Source organism: Pseudomonas sp. LD120 (genome assembly GCF_009861525.1).
Taxonomy (GTDB): Bacteria; Pseudomonadota; Gammaproteobacteria; order Pseudomonadales; family Pseudomonadaceae; genus Aquipseudomonas.
Genome location: NZ_WVHL01000005.1, coordinates 2,450,064 through 2,469,778, shown reverse-complemented (window position 1 = coordinate 2,469,778; position 19,715 = coordinate 2,450,064). Strand labels below are relative to the sequence as shown.

Genomic DNA, 19,715 nt, shown 5'->3' with positions numbered 1-19,715 from the left:
TGTTTAAGTCAAATGCACAAAATTCCAACAACCAATCACAGCAAAGTCTCCACCGACCGATCAAGCCAATGCGTCTGCCGCTGCGGCACCTTTAATCCAGCCTGACAACCGCTCACCGGTCGGAGCGCTGCAATGGGTCCTCGGTTTTCTCCATCGACAACGCAGCGACGCGATTGCGCCCTGTGGCCTTGGCCTGATACAGCGCAGCATCCGCCCGCTGGATAAACACTTCGATGCTGTCGCGCCCCGTGGGAACAAAGGCATAACAGCCCAAGCTGACCGTCACACACCCCACAGGAGAACCAGAATGGGTGATATTGCGCGCCATGACGCTCTGGCGAATCTGCTCGGCCATTGCCATGGCGCCATGAATATCGGTGTCCGGCAGTAGCACCGCAAACTCCTCGCCGCCATAGCGCACGGCCAGATCGGCCTTGCGCAGGCAGCACGCCTTAATGGCCTGAGCCACTTCAGTCAGACAGTGGTCGCCCGCTACATGACCATAGGTATCGTTGTAACGCTTGAAGTAGTCGATATCGACCATGACCAGACTCAGGGCGCTGCTCTGCCGGGCGCCACGGCTGAACTCGATCATCAACGAACGCTCGAACAGACGCCGATTGGCCAGGCCGGTCAGGCTGTCATGGGTGGCGATCACCTCCAAGGCCTCCTGGGCTTGGCGCAGGTCGGCTTCGATCCGCTCGTTGTTGCGCACCTGATGGATAAACACCCAACCAAACAGCCCCACTCCCAGCAGCACCAACGCGACGATAGCCGACGATTGATAAGCCGAGGCGTACCAGCCCTTGAGTATCGAATCCTTGGAATTGGCCGCCGCGACTACCAGCGGATAGGCCTGCAACTGGCGGTAGCCATACAAGCGCGTCACCCCATCCACAACCGAGGTGATCATGGCGTTGCCGGCAGAAGCCTGAGGCAAGTAGTTGCTGAAAATCCGGCCACGGGCCAACGAAGCACCGACCTGCCGCTCCTCGAACGGCCGCCGGGCAATCAACGTACCGTCGGATAAAGCAAGGAACATTGCCCCTTGATCATCGATATTGAAGCTTTTGAAGAACTGATCGAAATACGCCAGTTTGATGCCCGCCATCAGCACCCCCTGGAAGTTCCCGTTCTGGTCATTGATCCGACGAGAGATGGGTATGATCCATTCGCCATTGGCACGACTGCGAATCGCCGGACTGATGTGCGCCTGCAACGAGGCATTCTGCTGGTGGAAACGGAAGTAATCGCGGTCGGCAACGTCCTTGCCGTGAGGCGAATCATTGAAGGAGCTGACCACCCAGCGTCCCTGACTGTCGTAAAGAAACACACCACTAAGCTGCGTCAGGGCCTGAACCCGCCGGACAAATATGTCCTGCAAACGCAGTTGCTGCTGAGGCCCCTCACCTAACGCCTGAATCCATTCAGACAGGCTCATCAAGACCAGATCTGCCTCCATGAAGGTGTCTTCGGCCTGCTGGGCGATGGCGCGGGTCAAGTTGGTGGAATTGACCTCGGCCTGGGCCAAGTCATGACGCCAGGACTGCTCCAACTGGAGGTACAGCAGACCGCACAGGCACAGAAAAACCGTAGCGATAAAGGTCACCGCCGCCTTGAGCAAAGGCAGGCGTTTCAAAGTGCCACCTGGGGCGTGATGAGCATCGTAAATAGGCACAGGCAAAGGGGGCGTCCTGATGGGAGAAGGCGTGGACTTGAACACCAATCCCTTATTGTTTTCGAGACTGGCTCACCAGCCAGCGTCCTGCATAACAGCGTTTCCAATGGCTGCCGCCGAGGGAACAAAATGCCGCTCGACGACCAGACTCCACCCAAGGGTTATCGGCCGCAAAGCGCATAGCCTAAAGCGTAGATCCGCGGCCCGTGCAATATCGTTGAACGCCCTAAGCAGCGCTGCGTTACTGCCACAAAGCATAGCCACCCGCCAAACAACAACGCCCCGGCCAACTCGTTCACGGCAACGAATCCAATCGGCACACCGCTCAAAAAGCAAGGTCAGCGACCGCAGTTGGAACCGACACTCGCCGACCGTTGAAAACGCCATGCCTGCCACCTTGCAGCCAGTGACCCAGCTATCCACTCGAGCATGCCTGCAAGCAATCATCCGCTGCTTACGCCGGGCTAACGGGCCGCTGTAAGGGTTGGCCAAGGATTTCGATAAATTCTCTTGCCCGGTCGTCAGCCTGTTTTCGTTCTCGGCTCGACGCAGATCATTGGTGGCCGAAGTCAGGACACTGCTCAGCGTCGCCAGCTCAGCCTACAGCCCCTGAATCTTGACGTTACGCTCCTTATCACTGAGCGATCAGCACTCATTACCGCCTGTAGTTCGTCCAACTTCTTCTGGATTTTTCCCTGAATCTCACGGAAGGCTTTGAGGATCGTTTGCACCCCCTCCGGAAGACCACGGGCCTCAATATCGGCGTTTTGGCCTTCCTTGACAGATTTACCTTGGCCCGCATCGAACAGAGTCCCCTGCAACCTTCCTGCGGAGCAACCTTCTCGGTTTCGACGATCGACCCTGAAAGTTCTGCTGCCGGTAAAACTGCGAGCCTTGGCAGTAACGATGTCGTTGCCGTGATCATTGTTTACCCGGATGGTTACCCCATGTATCGGATCTAAGACAATTAGCTTTAGGGTTTCCACTATCAAGCCTCTTGCCCGCCATAAAGCCCAACAGGCCGCAACTTCAAGACAACCGTATCCCTCGCCATCAGCCCCTTGCGCTGACCACAGGCTCGACCAACGCCGGATAAACGGCTTGCGGTCGAAGGTTTGGCTTTCCTGATAAACTGCCTCACCGTCCCGACCGCCCCAGACCTACGCCGTGGAAACCATCAACATAAAGTTGTCACCGCGCTGGCGCTCTAATCGTGCCCATTTCCAGCAACGACCTTGCCGAGCTTGTTTGTTAAGCAGCAATCAACCTCGAAAAACAAGGGAACATGGGTAAACCCCGCAGTGTATAAAGATCAGCACCAATGAACTTCAAAAAGCCTGAAGCGCCCGTAAATACTAGCCCTACACGTTCCGAGCCGTCTCGCCGCTTCAGTGTGGCACCGATGATGGATTGGACCTGTTTTTAATTTTTATCCAATAAAATCAATATCATATAAAATTCAGATTTTTATTTAAGCAATTTATTAGCATTCCCATATGTCATGTATGCGCTTAGTACGCGCCGAGCCCAATGCTAAAATGTACGTATTCTGGCGGCGCCCAAGACGCTACTTGGGGCCGCTAGCTGCATGCCTGAGTATTCGGATGAAAACCGTCAGGCGCTCGCACTAGCCGACACCATTCAGCCGCATGCAAAATCGACAGGCTTTCGCATAGCTCGCCACTAGAGGCTTCGGCCTCTGCCGTGCTTCACCCAGTATGCGGACAGCGCCAACCGGGCATTCAGAACAGATTCTATAATCGACTGGCCTTTAGTGCCCCCTGATGATCGGCCGAAAGCTGCCCTACGAATGAATCAACTCAACCTGCAAAATCTGAATCGTCCTGGGTGCATCAATCGAAACGCGCACATTGCCATGTTCCACACGATTGATCTCGACAGTGATTCCATCGCGCAGGAGCTGATGCAGGGCTTGTTCGGGATCAGCTCCTGGAGCGACGTTGATCACAATGGATTGGCCGAAACGACGAGTGAGTATTAGATGGGACATGGCGTTACCTTCCTTGGTGGTGAAATCCATTTCAGCAGGGTCAAGACCTCACGAGGCCTCCGCTTCCCGATGCACTCGAACCGAAGAGATATCCAACTCCTCCACAAGCACTTCTTGATCCCACTGGCCGGTTAGTTGACCTACCAGCTTCCACTGCTGATCCAGCTCTTCATTGATAGCCTGCATGCGCCCAATCATGCGCTTGGCTGAATTCTGCAGTGCTGCATCCTGGCTTCGCAGCTGTTCGAAGGCCATAGCGGTTACGGATGCGGTCATATGGGTCATGCTGCGAGCCATAAGGCCCAGTAACTGTATCAACTGCTCTTCCTTGGCAGACATGGCGTACTCCTCCAGAGACTGACTACCAGCGTAGCCGATGGGCTCGTTGAGCCCGAAGGCAGAGCTGTAAGCCAATAGCCATAGATGGAGTACGACCTCAGCCCTACTGCAACGAGATTGACTGCCCCATCTCTCAATCAACTACGCCACAGTAGGTTGCCATCCTGAAACCCTCGGGCTAGAGTGCGCCCGTCGTGGTAAGTCCCGCGACCGGGTGTAGCAACCTGATTCGTTCGAGGCGCGGTAGCGTCATAGTTTGAGTAGCAAGCACTCGACGTGCTTGGTTGCTTAACTTCTATGGCGGACCGTGTGGGGCAGGCTTTTGCCTGGCCGGTTCCCTCGGACGCCGGTTTGCTACCCCCGCACGGTCCGCCTCCATTACCGTGTAGCAACGGCGGTAGGCGGCTCCTTAATCGTCTGAGGAGCATAAGGAAAATGCGCTACCCCTTTTTTACCCGAGAGCTCCGCCTTGGGCTTCAGGTCTTGCTGTCCACCTCTGATCTGGAGGTGCGCCATGGCTGAGTTCGAATCCTGCGTTGTACCTTTCCCGTTGCAGCCAAGCCCGCTGCATGAATCCGAACGCTCTCCCCTACCCTCTGAAGCTGCAGCTGAACTGCGTGGCGTCATGCTCGGCAATCTGCTTGATCAGTTGGCTGAACCTGAAGGTTTGCAGCCGGCAGATCTGCGTGTGCGTATCGCGGCTTATTCAGCGCTGGCTCTGCTCGATGAAATGGTCGTGCTTTATCGCCGCGCCCTCTCCGAAGTGCGAGGAGGTGCCAGATGAGCAAGGGTGTGATGACCTACCTTCCACCTCACGACGGCCATCCAGGTATGGAGATCACCTGGGCTGCAGATTGCAGAGAGGCATTCGACCAGGGCGTGAAGCTGGCACAGACCTGGCTCGATAACGCCCGCAGTGGATGGCTCTGGGCAGTGATGATCGCGGAGCGCGATCTGCTGCCCTGCGCTATTGAAAGGAGAGCTTTTGAGGTGGGTTTCCTGAGTCGTATCCACCAGCGTATATGCTCGCATCTTCGCTGCGGTGAGCAGGCCGACATCTATACCGCGGGTGATTGTTTTGGCCACAGAAAGCCCCTGACGCTCGCCTGAGCTAGCTGTCAGGGCTGACCTGAGCCATGGCAAATGCCAAGAAGTGGCCTGTTTACACAGACCAGCAAGCAAGGTTCTGAGCTAACGGAGTGCAGGGTCAGTGTGTAGCGAAACACTAGGCAGCTGTATCTGAATGCGTTGAAAAGTAACAGTTTATACATACTGTCGGCAGACATACTCTGTCACCAAGTGTGAGGCGACCAACTAAACTCCACAAATGAGTCCAGCTACTGAATGACGGAGCTTTGGACTACCACCAGCACATGCCCACAATCCAAGAGCAGGGGTTCTTGCCCCCTCAAAATCAAGAAAAATAGACGGTTTCCACCCGGCCGCTGCGCTGGGTGGAGCCTCCGCGATTTTTCCTGATTTTTTCACGACCGCCTTAGTCGCCCTAGTCGGCAGGGGTTCATGCGCAGCGCAAGCGCAGAACCCTGAAGACGAAGGAGCGAAAGCCATGAGCGAAGAAATCAGGATCTACGTCGCCGACCTGGCCGCCTACAACGCCGGTCACCTGCATGGCGTCTGGATCGATGCCACCCTGGAGCTGGACGACATCCAAGCGCAGGTCGACGCCATGCTGGCGGCCTCGCCGGTGGAGGATGCGGAGGAATACGCGATCCATGACTTTGAGGGCTTAGACGGCTACCGCCTCGGAGAGTACGAAGGTCTCGAGAGCGCCCACGAGATCGCCTGCTTTATCGAGGAATACCCAGAGTTCGGCGGTGCTCTACTCGATCACTTCAACGACCTGGAGCAGGCGCGCAAGGCGGCCGAGGAAGATTACTGCGGCTGCTACAGCTCGCTGGCCGACTACGCCCAGGAACTGACCGAGGCAACCAGTAGCATTCCGCCGCACCTGGCCATGTACATCGACTACCGCGCCATGGCCCGCGACATGGAGTACAGCGGCGACCTGTTCACCCTGGAGACAGGCATCGAGCAGGTGCACGTGTTCTGGAATCGCTAGACCAGCGGAAGGCACCGGGGCGACCCGGTGCCTTATTTTTTGCGCCCCTGTCCTGCCGGCCACCCGCGCGCCCCACCCGGAAGGCTGATGCACGGGGACGCGCACCCGGCAATCAGCCTGGAGCAACCGCGTTGTGCTGCCAGTTGATTGAGACCGTTATGGTCTTACGGTTTTACCCAAATCCGGCGATCCGTATCCACGGTTTTACGGATTTGTGGGGAAGCGGCTCTGCGCTTTTACGGATTTACGGAAATCCGCCGAGGCGGTTTTCCGGTTTTGTGGAAAGCCGCAAATCCGCAAATCCGTAGGGCTTCGCCAATGCGGCTTTGCGCGCTTGGGTGCCGCGGCCGGTGATGCGCGTAGATGGGCGTACCCGGTCAGCATCCAGACCTCCCCGGTATCAATCCCCGCCCCTGCTGCCTGCGCATTCGCCCAGACCCAACCCGGCATGATCGAGCGCGACGGCTGCCGCACGGTGCACCTCCCACGTCAACGGAGGACACACCATGTCGCACTCAACCGATCTTTCCCGCCAGCCGCGTCGCATCGATCTCGATTCGTCGCTGCACCGCAAGGCCGGGCCGACGGCGCATGCCATGCGGCCCGTGGAAGGCGCTATTGAGGCGCAAGCGCCACAGGCCTGCCCTACCCCTCGCTACCTCACCAACAACGAAGCCGCGGCCTTCCTGCGGCTTTCGCCGCGCACGCTGGAGAAGCAACGGGTGATCGGCGGCGGGCCGCGCTTCCACAAGTTCGGCCGGCGGGTGATGTATGCGCTCACCGATCTCGAAGCTTGGGCCGCTGATCGCAGCTTCGAGACCACCTTCGATCCCGAGTACCTCGACCGCCACCCGGGAGCGCAGCGTGATGAGCAGTGAAGTCCTTGTTCATGTGCCGCAACTCTCACGACCTGCCTGCCCAGAGTGGGCAACTGGATCTGTTCCGCGCGCTGCCGGGCGACATGGCGCCGCGCGACGCCCAGGACCTGATGGCGCATCCGTTCTTCTCGCTGGCCAAGTCGCGACGCACCGTGCCGATCGACTTTCGCTCGGGCGAGGTGACGGTGCGCGTGGAGGGCACGCTGGAGCATGGCATCGCCACGATCTGGGATGCCGACATCCTGATCTGGGCGGCCAGCCAGCTGGTCGAGGCGCGCGATGCGGGCATCCCCACTTCGCGACTGATGCGTGCGACGCCCTACCAGATCCTGCGCTTCATCGGCCGCGGCACCTCGCTGCGCGACTACCAGCGCCTGAAGGCCGCGCTGGATCGGCTGCAGTCGACCAGCGTGGCCACCACGATCCGCGAGACCACCGGCCGACGCCTACACCGTTTCTCCTGGATCAACGAGTGGAAGGAGTTGGCCGCGGCGGATGGCCGGCCACTGGGCATCGAGCTTATCCTGCCGGACTGGTTCTACAGCGGGGTACTGGATCAGGCCCTGGTGCTGACCATCGACCCGGCCTATTTCCGCCTCACCGGCGGCATCGAGCGCTGGCTGTATCGCCTGGTGCGCAAGCATGGCGGCAGGCAGAAGGACGGCTGGCAGTTCGACTTTCGCCACCTGTACCGCAAATCCGGCAGCTCGGCGCGCTACTCGGACTTCGCCCTCGACCTGCGTGCGCTGGCGGCTCGCCAGTCGCTGCCCGGGTATCGCCTGGAAGTGGTGCGCCTGTCTCGTTCGACCGAACTGCTGGCCTTCCGGCGCGTGCCGTAGACGGCACGGGGATATCTTTGGGAAAAGCTGTGAATCGCGACGTGCTTTCAGGCGCACGCCGGCCCGTGCTATCAGGAGCGCGGCGCACGTGCCTTCAGGCGCACCAACTCCGCTGCAGGCCACGACTGGCGCGGCTTTCAGCCCTCTCTAACATTACTAACTTAAAAGCTCTAACTTGTTACTGGGGCAGCGCCTGTGTGTGGACAGCTGCTGATCGGGACAGTCTGACCGGGGAGGTCCGGCCATGATCGTCGCTCTGCTCAACCAGAAAGGCGGGGTGGGCAAGACCACCCTGGCCACCCATATCGCCGGTGAACTGGCCCTGCGCGGACAGAACGTCATCCTGCTCGATGCCGACCCGCAAGGCTCGGCGCTGGACTGGACGCAGCGACGCAGCCAGCAGGGCTTGCCCAGGCTGTTCAGCGCCGTCGGCCTGGCGCGCGAGACGCTGCATCAGGAAGCCCCGGAGCTGGCTCGTCGTGCCGATCACGTGATCATCGACGGACCACCGCGCATCGCCGCCCTCGCCCGCTCGGCGTTGCTGGCGGCGAATCGCGTGTTGATCCCGGTGCAGCCCAGCCCCTACGACCTGTGGGCCAGCGCAGAGATGGTCAACCTGGTCCGTGAAGCGCAGGTGTTCAGGCCCACACTGCGCGCAGCGTTCGCCATCAACCGCCGCGTCAGCACCACGGTGATCGGTCGCGAAGCGCGCGGCGCTTTGGCCGATCAACCGCTACCGGCGATGCAGGCCGAGGTACGCCAGCGCATCGTCTTCGCAGAGAGCGTGGCAGCAGGTCGCCTGGCCCGCGAACTGGCACCGGACAGCACCGCCGCGCGGGAGGTCAGCAGCCTGGTCGACGAGCTGCTGAGGTGGTCGCCATGAGCGGCAAGCGCATTGGTATCGGTGCACGCCCGCTTGCCGATCCGCAGGCCGAAGCCTGGATACGCCAGGGTGCTGGAATCGACAACGGCAAAGCCGAGCGCTACAGCGCCCGGCTGACGCTGGACGTAACGCCGGCACTGCGCACACGGATCAAGCTGGCGGCCTTCGACCGTGGCGTAACAATGGCAGAGATGCTGCGCGAAGTGCTGGAGAAGCAGTTTCCGGAGGCTACGACATGACGCCGGGTGCTCTCGGCGTACGGTGGCCACTGGCGCTGCTCGCCTGCAGCCTGGCAGCAATAGGTTGGGCAACGATTGCGACGTCGCCACCACGGCTGATCTACAACGCCTCCGACAGCGTGCCCGTCGGCTGGTACCGCATTTCGTCGGCCGGCTCGTTGGCGCCGGGCGATCTGGTACTGGTTCGCCTGCCGCCGGAGGTGAGTTCGCTGGCGGCTCAGCGCGGCTACCTGCCGGCGAACGTGCCGTTGCTGAAGACCGTGGCGGCGACGGCGCCGCAACGGGTATGTGCTCTGGGCAGTCAGGTGCTTATCGATGGCATCGTGGTTGCCAGGCGTATGAGGTGGGATCGACAAGGGCGCGCGCAGCCAACCTGGCAAGCCTGCCGGCGTCTGGTTGGCGACGAGCTGTTCCTGCTCAGCAGCAACCCGGCGTCATTCGACAGCCGCTACTTCGGCCTGGTGTCTGTCGACGCGGTGATCGGTCGGGCGCAACCCCTGTGGCTGGAGTCGCGCCGATGAATAGACCTTTTCCGTATCGATCTGCGTGCCGAATGCGTGTGCTCGGTGTGCGTACTCGCGCGCCGCCTGTCTGCAGATACTTCTGCCCTCGCCTGCCGGCCAGGAGCTTTGGAAGTCGCCGTCCCGCCTCTCCTGATTACCCAGCTCAGCAGCGCAAAGGCACGGAAAAAGCGGAGGGCAAGATAAAAGGGGGCGGCACTTCGTTGGCCCGAAAAGCAGTCTGCACGGGGGTGGCGGCGACACGGCGCCGGTGTCGCCAGGTGCCGAAATTGTGCTCGCCCTGCAGTTTCACTGGCTGGGAAGAGTGCCTGATACGCCGTACTGCGATCAACTTGGAGGAGTCAAAACATGAGCAAGGGAAGCCGTCAGGACGACGAATTACGCTTTCGCCCGCAGCCGGGCAAGCCGCAGCAACGCGGCCAACCTTTCGTCAACCAGGTTCTGCGCCAGTCCAACAAGGCTGGCACCGGCAAGCCGCGCAAGGCGGGCAAGGCGGGCCACCAGCCCGGCGCCCGCCTCGGCCGTGGCCATGTCGCTGCTCGCTTCAGCGCGCAGCAACTGCCGTCCAATGCCCGTCGCGTCACCATCAAGACGCGCCTGGTAAACCTGCGCCAGGCCGGCAGGCGCTCGACGCTCAGCCACCTGCGCTACATCGAGCGCGACGGCGTCAGTCGTGAGGGCGATCCGGGCCAGGCCTATGGGCCACTGACCGACCAGGCCGACCTCAATGCGTTCGAGGAACGTGGCCGGGACGACCGCCACCAGTTTCGCTTTATCGTCTCGCCCGAGGATGTCGAGCTGCTCGACGACCTACGCACCTACACCCGCCACCTGATGAGCCGGATGGAGGCCGACCTCGGCACCCGCCTCGACTGGGTGGCGGTCGATCATTGGAACACCGACAACCCGCACACCCACATCGTCCTACGCGGCAAGGACGACACCGGCAAGGACCTGGTGATCGCCCGCGACTACATCACCGAGGGCATGCGCAACCGCGCCGCGGAGCTGTCCACCGAATGGCTGGGGCCGCGTACCGAACTGGAGATCCAACAGAGCCTGCAGCGCGAGGTACAGCAGGAGCGTTTCACCAGCCTGGATCGCACCCTGATACGCGAACGCCTGGCCGGCGGTCTGAGCCTGAAGACACTTGCCAACCATCCACGTCGGCAACTGCTGATCGGCCGCTTGCAGCAGTTGCAGAAATTTGAACTGGCTCATGAAGTTCGGCCCGGGCAATGGCTTCTGCGGGAGGACGCTGAGTCCACCTTGCGCGCCATGGGTGAGCGCGGCGATATCGTGCGTACGATGCAGCGGGCCATGGGTAGCCGGCAGCGCGAGCTGGCGGTCTTCGAGCCGGGCAAGGGCACTCCCGGGGTGGTCGGCCGGATCGTGGCCAAGGGGCTGGCCGATGAGCTAAACGACCGTGGCTATTTGGTGGTCGACGGGCTCGACGGCAAGGCGCATTACCTGGCCCTGCCCGCCCGCGCGGAGCTGGCTGACTACCCCATCGGCGGCGTGGTGGAAACACGCAGCCTGAGCGAACCGCGCGCGGTGGATCGGTCGATTGTTTCTGTGGCTTCGGACGGCCTCTATCGCACCGATCATCACCTGGCCCTGGCACGCTCGCGGTCGAGCGACGGAGATGATCCTGAGGCACTGGTCGAGCGTCATGTGCGCCGCCTCGAAGCCCTGTGCCGGGCCGGCATCGTCGAGCGGTTGGCCGAGGGCGTCTGGCGGTTGCCGGCCGATCTGCCCGAGCAAGGTCGGCAGCATGACGCCCGCCGCCTGGGCGACGTCGCCGTCGAGCTGCGCACTCCGCTGCCCCTTGAGCAGCAAGTCCGCGCCGTCGGCGCGACCTGGCTGGACCAGCAGCTGCTCGGTGGTAACCGCGAGCTGATCGACCAAGGTTTCGGCAAGGAGGTACGCGAAGCGTTGCGACAACGTGCCGACTTCCTGGTGGAACAGGGCCTGGCCCAACGCCAGGGCCAACGCGTAGTGCTTGCACGCAACCTGCTGGCCACCTTGCGCGGGCGGGAGCTGGCGGAAACGGCGCGTGAGATCTCTGCGCAGACGGGCATGCAGTACCGCCCGGCGGTTGAGGGTAAGCGCGTCAGCGGCGTCTACCGACGCAGCGTGCAACTGGCCAGCGGCCGTTATGCCCTGCTCGACGATGGCATCGGCTTCAGCCTGGTGCCCTGGAAGCCGGTGATCGAGCAGAAGCTCGGACAGAGCGTATCGGCAGTGATTCAGGGCAACAGTGCGTCCTGGCAACTGGGTCGCCAGCGCGGGCCATCGATTGGTTGAGCAATCGGCGCTGGGGCTTATACCATCGCCGGCTCCTGCTGTAGCCACTGCTCGAAGTCTCGGCTCTGCGGCATGCCTTCCTTGGCCGCGTAGTAAACCAGGCGCAGATGGCGATCTTCGTCGATGGTCAGCATGGTGTGTTCGAACACCACCTGGCCGACCGAATCGATCTTCAGATGCCGGATCCCCTGGCACGGGCCGTGGATGTCCTGCTGCCGCCACCATTCCCTGAAGTCCGGCGAGGCCTTCTCCAGATCCTTCACCAGCGCAGCGATATCCGGATCCTGGGTCGCCCGCACGAAGTCGCGGCGGAAGCTGGAGAGGATCTGCAGCGCCTGCTCATCCCAAGGGTTGAACAACTCACGCATGGCCGGGCTGGTGAACAGCATCCACAACAGGTTGCGGCGATCCGCCGGCAGCGCGGAGAAGCCAAACACCCGGTCCGCAGCAGCATTCCAGGCCAGCACATCCCAGCGCAGGTTGAGCACGTAAGCCGGACGTGACGGCAGATCCCCCATCAGGCGATGAATCAGCGCAGGCACCGTGCACCAGGTCTTGCCCGGCTCTGGCGGCAGACGCTGGTGAGCCAGCAGGAACAGGTGGCGACGCTCGGTGGCATCCAGCTTGAGCGTGCGCGAAAGGTTGTCGAGGAAGGTCGCAGACACGCTGATGTCCCGCCCCTGCTCAAGCCAGGTGTACCACGACAAACCCACCCCGGCCAGGGCCGCGACTTCCTCGCGGCGCAGCCCAGGCGTGCGTCTCCGGCCACCTGAAGGCAGCCCCACCTCCGCCGGCGAAATGCGTTCGCGGCGACTACGCAGGAATTCGGCCAGCTCTACCCGAGTGCGTTCAGCTGTGCGAGGCGCGCTCATCCGGTTACCTCCAGTACTAGGATAAACAGTCAAATTGTAACCCCTATAAATCCCGAGAAGAATACCTCGACCTGGCCGTAAATGCCCGGGCCAGGGCTCTCGCTAGATGAGGAAGTCAGCAGAGACGTGTCACCCATTTGCTAAGGAGATAAACGGATGTACCAAGCACTTCTTCGGGAACAACTGGAGACACTGAAGTCCTCCAACCAGTACCGCACCTTCACTACCCTGAGCCGCATCTGCGGCCAGTACCCGCTGGCCAAGCTGGATGGCCGCGAGCAAGAACCGGTGGTGGTCTGGTGCAGCAATGACTACCTCGGGATGTCGCAACATCCTGCAGTGCGCGAACAGATGCACGATGCGTTGGAGACCTACGGAGCGGGCTCCGGCGGATCGCGTAATATTGGCGGCTCGCACGAGGTGTACGCCAGCCTGGAGGCGAGCCTGGCCGACTGGCACGACAAGGAAGCGGCGCTGGTTTTCCCCACCGGCTTTGGCTCCAACGACGCCACTCTCCAGTGTCTGCTGCGGCGTATCCCCGATTGCGTAGTAATCAGTGACGAACTGAACCACGCCTCCATCGTCAACGGCATTCGCTCGACGCCCAACGAGCGCAAGATCTTCCGCCATAACGACGTCGAGCATCTGGAGCAGATTCTCGCCAGCTACCCGCTGGGTCAGCCGAAGATTGTGGTGTTCGAGTCGATCTACTCGATGGATGGGGACATCGCCCCAATCGCCGAAATCGTTGCGATCGCCAAGCGCTACAACGCCCTCACCTACCTCGACGAGGTGCATGCAGTGGGTATGTACGGCCCGCGCGGCGCCGGTATTGCCGCCGAGTTGGGCGTAGCCAATCAGGTGGACATCATCCAGGGCACCATGGCCAAGGCCATCGGCGTAATCGGCGGCTATATCGCCGCGACCCAGGTGATCGTCGATGCCGTGCGCTCCTTCGCCACAGGTTTCATCTTCACCACCTCACTGCCGCCGGCGATCACCGCAGGCTGCCTGGCCAGCGTCGAGCACCTCAAGGCCAGCAGTACCGAGCGTGATCGCCTGCATGCCCAGACCGCCAAGCTGCGCGAGCGCCTCAAGCACCATGACGTGCCGGTGATGCCCTGCTCGCAGACCCACGTGCTACCGGTGCGGGTAGGTGAAGCCAAGCGCTGCAAGGCAGCTGCCGAACGCCTGCTGCATAACCATGGTGTGTACCTGCAGCCGATCAACTATCCATCTGTGCCGGTAGGGACCGAGCGCTTCCGCGTCAACGCCACGCCGAACCACAGCGATGCGCAGATCGAGCACCTGGCAGTGTCGCTGCGCGAGACCTTCGACCACTTCAGCATCCCATTGGCATCCGAGGTGTTTGCTGCGGAGGTGGCCTGAGATGGAACAGTCCTTCTTCACAGTACGTCCGGCGAACCAGGCCGACCTGGCCCGTTTGGTGGAGCTGCGCGCGTATCTGCTGGACGGCACCAACGCCAGCTATTCGAGCAAGACGCCGGAGGACGCGACGCGCTGGTGGGCGGCCTACCGAACCTGGCTGAATAGCCGCCTGAACGACAGCGACTGCGTGCAGATCCTCGCCGCCGAGCACAGGGATTCCGGCCAGGTGCTGGGCTGCGCAACCGCCATCATCGACCAACGCGCGCCGGCACCGGGCTGCCTTAACGGCCTGTCCGGCTGGGTGCAGTCGGTGGTGGTGGAACCGCAGTGGCGGGGCCGTGGCATCGCCAAGCAACTGATGCAGCACCTGCTGCGCTGGTTCGCCAACCGCGGCGTCGACTGCGTGGTGCTGCAGAGCACCGCGGATGCCGGCACGCTGTACCAGACCCTCGGCTTCGCCGTCAGCGACGAGCGCCTGCTGATCCGTCAGGAGGCCTCGGCATGAAGATCCTGATCATCGGCCTGGGCTACGCCGGCAACCGCTACCGCCGCGCCTTCGAGCATATCGCCATGAGCACTGGCCTGCCGCTGTCGCTGGCCTATGTCGGGCGCCGGCAGAAGGCGACCGAACTGCCCTACTTCGACAGCGTCGGCCGGGCGCTGCAGGTGTTCGCGCCGGACATTGTGGTGGTCAGTGTCAACGACCACAGCCATGCGCCTGTGCTAAAGCAACTGGCCGGCTACAGAGGGTTCGTGCTCTGCGAGAAGCCGCTGGTCACGCCCGGTGACGACTTGGAGGAGCTGCTCGGCGCATTGGATCAGGTCGGCGGCTTTGCCCTGGATCTGGTGGAGCGCTATTCGGACGCAACCCAGCAGTTGCGCGAGTGGGTCGAGCGCCACGGCTGGCAGCTGGTGCGCGCCAACTTCCACTGGGGCAAGGACCGCATCAACGACTACCGCCCCACCTGCGGCGTGACCAGCGAGGTGATCCATGCCTTGGATCTGCTCGACTGGATCTGCCCGCGTGGCGGCCAGCTCCAGCTCGATGGTGTGCTCGGCGTGCGCTCGGACTTCTCCATCTCCGGCGCAGAGGTACTCGACAGCGTGCAACTCACCGCCGGCCTGGGCGAGGCGCGGGTCACCGGCTACGCCAGCTTCGTCAACATCGTGCGTCAGCGCACCGTGGATTTCAGCTTCGTCGACCGCGACGCCCGGCTGATCCATGCGCGGCTGGTGTTCGACACCCCGCGCTGGGATCACGACCAGTTGCGCATCTGGACACGCGGCGCCAACGGCGCCGAGGAGCTGCTGCACGAGTTCGCCACCGCCCCCGACGAGCCAGGGCTGGACACCCTGCACAAGCTCTCGCGGCTGTGCCGGCAGGTGGTGCGCGCCGTGGCGCTCAAGGAGCCGCCCCGTCAGCCCTTCGCCGGTATCGACACCGCAATGGCGTTGCAGCGCCTGCTCAACGACCTGGAAACCCATGCCCAAACCCCAGCACCGACGCGCTACGTCCATGGCGAGACGCGCGTACTGCTGGCCGAGGACAACGATCTGGAAAGCCTCGGGTAACTCAATCACAAGGAGAACGACTATGTGTGGAATCGCTGGATGGCTGTCCTACAGCCAGAACCTGGAGACGCAACGCGACACCCTGCAGCGCATGACCGAAACCATGACACTGCGCGGGCCGGATGCCGGCGGACTGTGGATCGATGGGCCGGTCGGCCTTGGCCATCGGCGGCTGTCGATCATCGACCTGGAGGGTGGTCGCCAACCGATGACGGCGATGCACGGTGGCCCGCGCGAGGTCGCCGCGATCACCTACAGCGGCGAGGTCTACAACTTCCGCGAGCTGCGCACCGAGCTGCAGCGACTCGGCCACCGCTTCGAGACACGCAGCGACACCGAGGTGGTGCTGCGCGCCTATATCGAATGGGGCGAAGCCTTCGTCGAGCGGCTCAATGGCATGTATGCCTTCGCCATCTGGGATCTGCGTTCGCAGGAGCTGCTGCTGATCCGCGACCGCATGGGCGTCAAGCCGCTGTACTACTTCCCCACCTCCGACGGCGTGGTGTTCGGCTCCGAGCCCAAGGCACTACTGGCTAACCCGCTGGTGCCGCGCAAAGTGCGTACAGACGGCCTGCGCGAAATCCTGGAGATGGTGAAGACGCCAGGCCATGCCGTGTTCGATGGCATGCGCGAGGTGATGCCCGGCGAGATCGTGCGCATCAACCGCCAGGGTCTGGGCCGTCGCCACTACTGGAAGCTGGAGGCGCGCGAGCACGAACACACGCTGGACGAGACCATCCGCCATACCCGCGATCTGCTGGAGGACATCGTCGACCGCCAGATCGTCGCCGACGTGCCGCTGTGCAGCCTGCTCTCCGGCGGCCTCGACTCCTCGATCATCACTGCGCTGGCGTCGAAGAAGCTGCTGGCCGCCGGCAAGGAGAACATCCGCTCCTTCTCCGTCGACTTCGTCGACCACGGCAGCGGCTTCACCGGCGACGCCGTGCGGGGGACGCCGGATGCGCCCTTCGTGCGCGACCTGGTGGAGATGATCCGCTCCAGCCACCAAGAGATCGTCCTCGACAGCCGCGAGCTGGCCGATCCGGCGTTGCGCGCGCAGATCGTTCGCGCCCTCGACCTGCCACCGGCCTTCTGGGGCGACATGTGGTCATCGCTCTACCGACTGTTCCAGGAGGTGCGCAAGCACTCGACCGTGGCGCTGTCCGGCGAGAGCGCGGACGAGGTGTTCGGCGGCTACCGCTGGTTCCACGACCCGGAGGCGATCCAGGCCGACACCTTCCCCTGGCTGACTTCGGTGACCGGCAAGTACTTCGACGGTAAGACCCTGTTCGATCCAGGACTGCTGACCCAGCTCGACATGCACAGCTTCCTGCGCGACAGCTACACCCAGGCCATTGCCGAGGCGCCGGTACTGCCGGGCGAAAGCGCGGTCGACCAGCGCATGCGGCAAATGAGCTACGTCAACCTGACCCGTTTCGTGCAGACCCTGCTCGACCGCAAGGACCGCATGAGCATGGCCGTCGGCCTCGAGGTGCGAGTGCCCTTCTGTGATCACCGCCTGGTCGAGTACGCCTTCAACATCCCTTGGGCGATGAAGGCCTTCGACGGGCGGGAGAAAAGCATCCTGCGCGCGGCGACTCGCGACCTGCTCCCGGGGTCAATCAGCGAGCGGGTCAAGAGCCCCTACCCCTCGACCCAGGACCCGGCCTATGAGCAGGCGCTGCGTGATGCCCTGGCCGCCATCCAGGCGGACCGCAACGCGCCGGTGACGCCCCTGCTTGACAGCGGCCGTATCCAGCAAACCCTGGCCAAGCCGCTCGGCAGTGTCTCGCCCATGTACGAGCGCATGGGCATGGAGCTGGCGGTCGGCCTCAACACCTGGCTGAGCGAGTACGACGTCAGCCTCGAACTCTAGTCCCCAACCGGATGTGGCCCCGGTGCGGGGCCGCATCCTTCCGCTGTACCACCCACGCGTTCCTGCAACGCAAGCGAGTCCGAGCATGCACACACCCAAACAATCCCCCATCTACCTGATAGCGCTGGGGGCCTTTGCCCTCGGCATGGCCTCTTATGTCACCGCCGGGCTGATCCCAATGATCGAGGCCTCGTTCACGGTTTCCGTCGCGGTGGCCGCGCAGTTGGTCACCGCCTTCACCCTGGCCTACGGCCTGGGTTCACCGATCTTCGTCGCCCTGACACCGGCGCATCGTCAGCGTGCCGGCCTGTTGCTGGCCCTGGGCCTGTTCGTCATCGCTAACGCCGCCAGCGCGCTGGCCGAGAGTTTCACCGCACTTATGGTCTGGCGCGCCATCGCCGGCATCGGCGCCGGCGTCTACCTGGCCATGGGCATCGGCGCATCAGCCGCGGTCTCCACTCCAGAACGCCGCGGCAAGGCCATCGCCATCATCATGGGTGGCATGGCCAGCGGCGTGGTGCTCGGCGTTCCGCTCAGCCTGCTGATCGCCGAACAGCTCGGGTGGCAGGCCGCCCTGTGGCTGGTCACCCTGCTTGGCCTGGTGGCCTTCTTCGGCCTGCTGCTGAAGCTCCCTTCCCTACCCGCGGCCACCGCCACCACGCTGGGCCAGAAGCTGGCGATCCTCGGCGACGGCCATGTACTGGTCATCCTGCTGGTCTCGCTGCTGGCCGCCATCGCCAGCCTGGGCATGTACACCTTCATCGCCCCGCTGCTGGCTGACCCAGCCTACGGCGCGGTGCGTTCGGTTACCCCCTATCTGTGGGTCTGGGGCATCGGCGGCGTACTGGGCAGCTTCCTGATCGGCCCGCTGGTGGATCGCATCAAGGGGCCGGTGCTGACTTTCGCCATCATGCTGATCCTTGCCGTGTCGCTGTTCGTGCTGCCGCTGGCGGCGGCCCTCAGTACCTGGCTGGTGATGCTGCCCATCGCCCTGTGGGGCGCGGTCGGCTGGGCACTGCAGGTACCGCAGAACAACGAGCTGATCCTGGCGCGCCAGGCCCAAGGCGACGGCAACCTGGCCATCGCGCTGAACGAGTCGGCGCTCTACCTGGGCAGCGCCATCGGCGCCGCGGCCGGCGGATTCGTGCTGCTGTTGCAGATGCCCACCTGGACCCTGGCCGCCAGTGCCGGTGGTGTCGCCGCGCTGGGCGCGCTGCTGCAGATCGTCAACCTGCGTCGCCAACCAACCTGGAACGGCGACGTGCAAGCAGAACCCTACAACTGAAGGAGGAGAGGCCGTGGAACTGCGCCACCTTCGCTGTTTCATCGCCGTCGCAGAAGAACTGCATTTTGCCCGCGCCGCCGCGCGCCTGCACATCGAACAGTCGCCCCTGTCGCGGATCATCAAGGAGTTGGAGTACCGCCTGGGCGTCCAGTTGTTCGAGCGCACCACGCGGCGCACGCGTCTGACCTGGGCCGGTAAGATATTGCTGGAGGAGGCGCGCCGGGTGCTGGCCGTGGTCGATCAGGCCAAGGCCAGCGTCAAGAGCGCGGCGGCCGGCTACCGCGGACGCATCCGCGTCGCGCTGTCCGACGGCATCCCGCAGGCGCGCCTGGCCGCCCTGCTCGCCCAGTGCCGCGAGGAGGAACCGGAGGTCGAGATCTGCCTGTCGGAAGTCACCTTCAGCGAACAGGTCAGAGGCCTCAACGATGACCTGTTCGACATCGGGCTCGCCCAGTCCGACGAGGTGGGCGAAGGGCTGGTAGCCGAGCCGGTCTGGTTCGATCCACTAGTTGTAGCGGTACCTGCCCGCCACCCACTGTTGAGCTACCGGCGCGTGCCGCTCGACGAGGTGGTGCGCTACCCGTTGGTCCTTTGCGATCCGCAGGTCTGCGAAGGCTTCTGGCAGCAGCTGCAGCGCGTGCTGGGCGCCGTGGACACGCGACTGACCATCGCCGACCGCGTTCCCACTCTGGATCTGATGATGGCGCTGGTAGCCGCGGGTTACGGCCTCGGATTCTCCAGCTTGGCCCGCATCAACGAACTGAACAATCCGCACGTCGTGGCCAGGCCGCTAGACGGCTGCGCGACCATGCTGACCACCTACTTGGTACGACGCGAAGGCGAGCCGGCCGAGCAATTGGCCCGGTTTATCGGACGGGTAAGTCCGGCGGAAGGCCAAGCGTTGCTGCCGGATCACGCATCACAGCAGGAGATTGCTTGATTGCCC

19 protein-coding genes are annotated in these 19,715 nt (G+C 62.9%); 15 read left to right on the top strand and 4 right to left on the bottom strand.

The genetic code is table 11. From position 1 onward, the window contains the following. Window positions 1-112 precede the first annotated feature (112 nt). From PLD_RS25690 to PLD_RS25680, 3 genes are all read right to left on the bottom strand, one after another. Window positions 113-1,684: a GGDEF domain-containing protein gene (locus tag PLD_RS25690; protein WP_159897502.1), complete on the bottom strand. Its 1,572-nt coding sequence runs from the start codon at window positions 1,682-1,684 to the stop codon at window positions 113-115. Window positions 1,685-3,482: 1,798 nt separating this feature from the next. Further along, window positions 3,483-3,719 (bottom strand): carbon storage regulator, encoded by a 237-nt coding sequence (locus tag PLD_RS25685; RefSeq protein ID WP_159897501.1) that lies wholly within the window; start codon window positions 3,717-3,719, stop codon window positions 3,483-3,485. Between the two features lie 18 nt (window positions 3,720-3,737). Then, window positions 3,738-4,028, bottom strand: a complete 291-nt coding sequence (locus PLD_RS25680; RefSeq protein ID WP_159897500.1) for a hypothetical protein — start codon at window positions 4,026-4,028, stop codon at window positions 3,738-3,740. A 514-nt stretch (window positions 4,029-4,542) separates the two neighbouring features. Between PLD_RS25680 and PLD_RS25675 the strand changes: the two genes are divergently transcribed. The 9 genes from PLD_RS25675 (at window position 4,543) to PLD_RS25635 (ending at window position 11,775) form a co-directional block, all read left to right on the top strand. Further along, window positions 4,543-4,812, top strand: a complete 270-nt coding sequence (locus PLD_RS25675; RefSeq protein WP_159897499.1) for a hypothetical protein — start codon at window positions 4,543-4,545, stop codon at window positions 4,810-4,812. Then, complete coding sequence (locus tag PLD_RS25670; protein WP_159897498.1) at window positions 4,809-5,138, top strand: LasR-specific antiactivator QslA; 330 nt, start codon at window positions 4,809-4,811, stop codon at window positions 5,136-5,138. Before PLD_RS25675 ends, PLD_RS25670 begins: the two co-directional genes overlap by 4 nt. A gap of 457 nt (window positions 5,139-5,595) precedes the next feature. Beyond that, window positions 5,596-6,108, top strand: coding sequence for an antirestriction protein ArdA (locus PLD_RS25665; protein WP_159897497.1), 513 nt, complete (start codon window positions 5,596-5,598; stop codon window positions 6,106-6,108). Between the two features lie 596 nt (window positions 6,109-6,704). Continuing rightward, complete coding sequence (locus tag PLD_RS25660; protein ID WP_218575876.1) at window positions 6,705-6,986, top strand: AlpA family transcriptional regulator; 282 nt, start codon at window positions 6,705-6,707, stop codon at window positions 6,984-6,986. Window positions 6,987-6,997: 11 nt separating this feature from the next. Beyond that, the gene (locus PLD_RS25655) at window positions 6,998-7,825 is read left to right on the top strand and encodes a replication initiator protein A (protein WP_159898207.1); all 828 of its coding nucleotides are present in this window, start codon (window positions 6,998-7,000) and stop codon (window positions 7,823-7,825) included. A gap of 244 nt (window positions 7,826-8,069) precedes the next feature. After that, window positions 8,070-8,708: a ParA family partition ATPase gene (gene parA / locus PLD_RS25650; protein WP_159897495.1), complete on the top strand. Its 639-nt coding sequence runs from the start codon at window positions 8,070-8,072 to the stop codon at window positions 8,706-8,708. Then, window positions 8,705-8,947, top strand: a complete 243-nt coding sequence (locus PLD_RS25645) for a hypothetical protein (RefSeq protein WP_159897494.1) — start codon at window positions 8,705-8,707, stop codon at window positions 8,945-8,947. Before parA ends, PLD_RS25645 begins: the two co-directional genes overlap by 4 nt. Further along, a complete protein-coding gene (locus PLD_RS25640; RefSeq protein ID WP_159897493.1) occupies window positions 8,944-9,468 on the top strand; it encodes a S26 family signal peptidase in 525 nt (174 codons plus the stop codon). The genes PLD_RS25645 and PLD_RS25640 overlap by 4 nt, the downstream gene beginning before the upstream one ends. Window positions 9,469-9,816: 348 nt before the next feature. Further along, window positions 9,817-11,775 carry a relaxase/mobilization nuclease and DUF3363 domain-containing protein gene (locus tag PLD_RS25635; protein WP_159897492.1) on the top strand — a complete coding sequence of 653 codons (1,959 nt, stop codon included), beginning with the start codon at window positions 9,817-9,819 and terminating at the stop codon, window positions 11,773-11,775. A gap of 17 nt (window positions 11,776-11,792) precedes the next feature. Here PLD_RS25635 and PLD_RS25630 read toward each other — a convergent pair whose 3' ends face one another. Beyond that, window positions 11,793-12,647 carry a helix-turn-helix transcriptional regulator gene (locus PLD_RS25630; RefSeq protein ID WP_159897491.1) on the bottom strand — a complete coding sequence of 285 codons (855 nt, stop codon included), beginning with the start codon at window positions 12,645-12,647 and terminating at the stop codon, window positions 11,793-11,795. A gap of 156 nt (window positions 12,648-12,803) precedes the next feature. Between PLD_RS25630 and hemA the strand changes: the two genes are divergently transcribed. From hemA to PLD_RS25600, 6 genes are all read left to right on the top strand, one after another. Continuing rightward, the gene (gene hemA, locus PLD_RS25625) at window positions 12,804-14,036 is read left to right on the top strand and encodes a 5-aminolevulinate synthase (RefSeq protein WP_159897490.1); all 1,233 of its coding nucleotides are present in this window, start codon (window positions 12,804-12,806) and stop codon (window positions 14,034-14,036) included. Window position 14,037: 1 nt separating this feature from the next. Next, entirely contained in the window at window positions 14,038-14,541 is a 504-nt protein-coding gene (locus PLD_RS25620; protein WP_159897489.1) for a GNAT family N-acetyltransferase, read from the top strand. Then, window positions 14,538-15,608, top strand: a complete 1,071-nt coding sequence (locus PLD_RS25615; protein WP_159897488.1) for a Gfo/Idh/MocA family oxidoreductase — start codon at window positions 14,538-14,540, stop codon at window positions 15,606-15,608. Before PLD_RS25620 ends, PLD_RS25615 begins: the two co-directional genes overlap by 4 nt. A 22-nt stretch (window positions 15,609-15,630) precedes the next feature. After that, window positions 15,631-17,484, top strand: a complete 1,854-nt coding sequence (gene asnB / locus PLD_RS25610; protein ID WP_159897487.1) for an asparagine synthase (glutamine-hydrolyzing) — start codon at window positions 15,631-15,633, stop codon at window positions 17,482-17,484. 85 nt (window positions 17,485-17,569) lie between these two features. Further along, complete coding sequence (locus PLD_RS25605) at window positions 17,570-18,769, top strand: MFS transporter (protein ID WP_159897486.1); 1,200 nt, start codon at window positions 17,570-17,572, stop codon at window positions 18,767-18,769. A 13-nt stretch (window positions 18,770-18,782) separates the two neighbouring features. Beyond that, entirely contained in the window at window positions 18,783-19,709 is a 927-nt protein-coding gene (locus PLD_RS25600) for a LysR family transcriptional regulator (protein WP_159897485.1), read from the top strand. Window positions 19,710-19,715 lie beyond the last annotated feature (6 nt).

Bases quoted from the DNA above. Each gene is read 5' to 3' on its own strand.
- PLD_RS25685 (WP_159897501.1), bottom strand. From the start codon at position 3,719: ATGGATTTCACCACCAAGGAAGGTAACGCCATGTCCCATCTAATACTC.
- PLD_RS25680 (WP_159897500.1), bottom strand. From the start codon at position 4,028: ATGTCTGCCAAGGAAGAGCAGTTGATACAGTTACTGGGCCTTATGGCT.
- PLD_RS25675 (WP_159897499.1), top strand. From the start codon at position 4,543: ATGGCTGAGTTCGAATCCTGCGTTGTACCTTTCCCGTTGCAGCCAAGC.
- PLD_RS25670 (WP_159897498.1), top strand. From the start codon at position 4,809: ATGAGCAAGGGTGTGATGACCTACCTTCCACCTCACGACGGCCATCCA.
- PLD_RS25665 (WP_159897497.1), top strand. From the start codon at position 5,596: ATGAGCGAAGAAATCAGGATCTACGTCGCCGACCTGGCCGCCTACAAC.
- PLD_RS25660 (WP_218575876.1), top strand. From the start codon at position 6,705: ATGCGGCCCGTGGAAGGCGCTATTGAGGCGCAAGCGCCACAGGCCTGC.
- PLD_RS25655 (WP_159898207.1), top strand. From the start codon at position 6,998: ATGTGCCGCAACTCTCACGACCTGCCTGCCCAGAGTGGGCAACTGGAT.
- parA (WP_159897495.1), top strand. From the start codon at position 8,070: ATGATCGTCGCTCTGCTCAACCAGAAAGGCGGGGTGGGCAAGACCACC.
- PLD_RS25645 (WP_159897494.1), top strand. From the start codon at position 8,705: ATGAGCGGCAAGCGCATTGGTATCGGTGCACGCCCGCTTGCCGATCCG.
- PLD_RS25640 (WP_159897493.1), top strand. From the start codon at position 8,944: ATGACGCCGGGTGCTCTCGGCGTACGGTGGCCACTGGCGCTGCTCGCC.
- PLD_RS25635 (WP_159897492.1), top strand. From the start codon at position 9,817: ATGAGCAAGGGAAGCCGTCAGGACGACGAATTACGCTTTCGCCCGCAG.
- PLD_RS25630 (WP_159897491.1), bottom strand. From the start codon at position 12,647: ATGAGCGCGCCTCGCACAGCTGAACGCACTCGGGTAGAGCTGGCCGAA.
- hemA (WP_159897490.1), top strand. From the start codon at position 12,804: ATGTACCAAGCACTTCTTCGGGAACAACTGGAGACACTGAAGTCCTCC.
- PLD_RS25620 (WP_159897489.1), top strand. From the start codon at position 14,038: ATGGAACAGTCCTTCTTCACAGTACGTCCGGCGAACCAGGCCGACCTG.
- PLD_RS25615 (WP_159897488.1), top strand. From the start codon at position 14,538: ATGAAGATCCTGATCATCGGCCTGGGCTACGCCGGCAACCGCTACCGC.
- asnB (WP_159897487.1), top strand. From the start codon at position 15,631: ATGTGTGGAATCGCTGGATGGCTGTCCTACAGCCAGAACCTGGAGACG.
- PLD_RS25605 (WP_159897486.1), top strand. From the start codon at position 17,570: ATGCACACACCCAAACAATCCCCCATCTACCTGATAGCGCTGGGGGCC.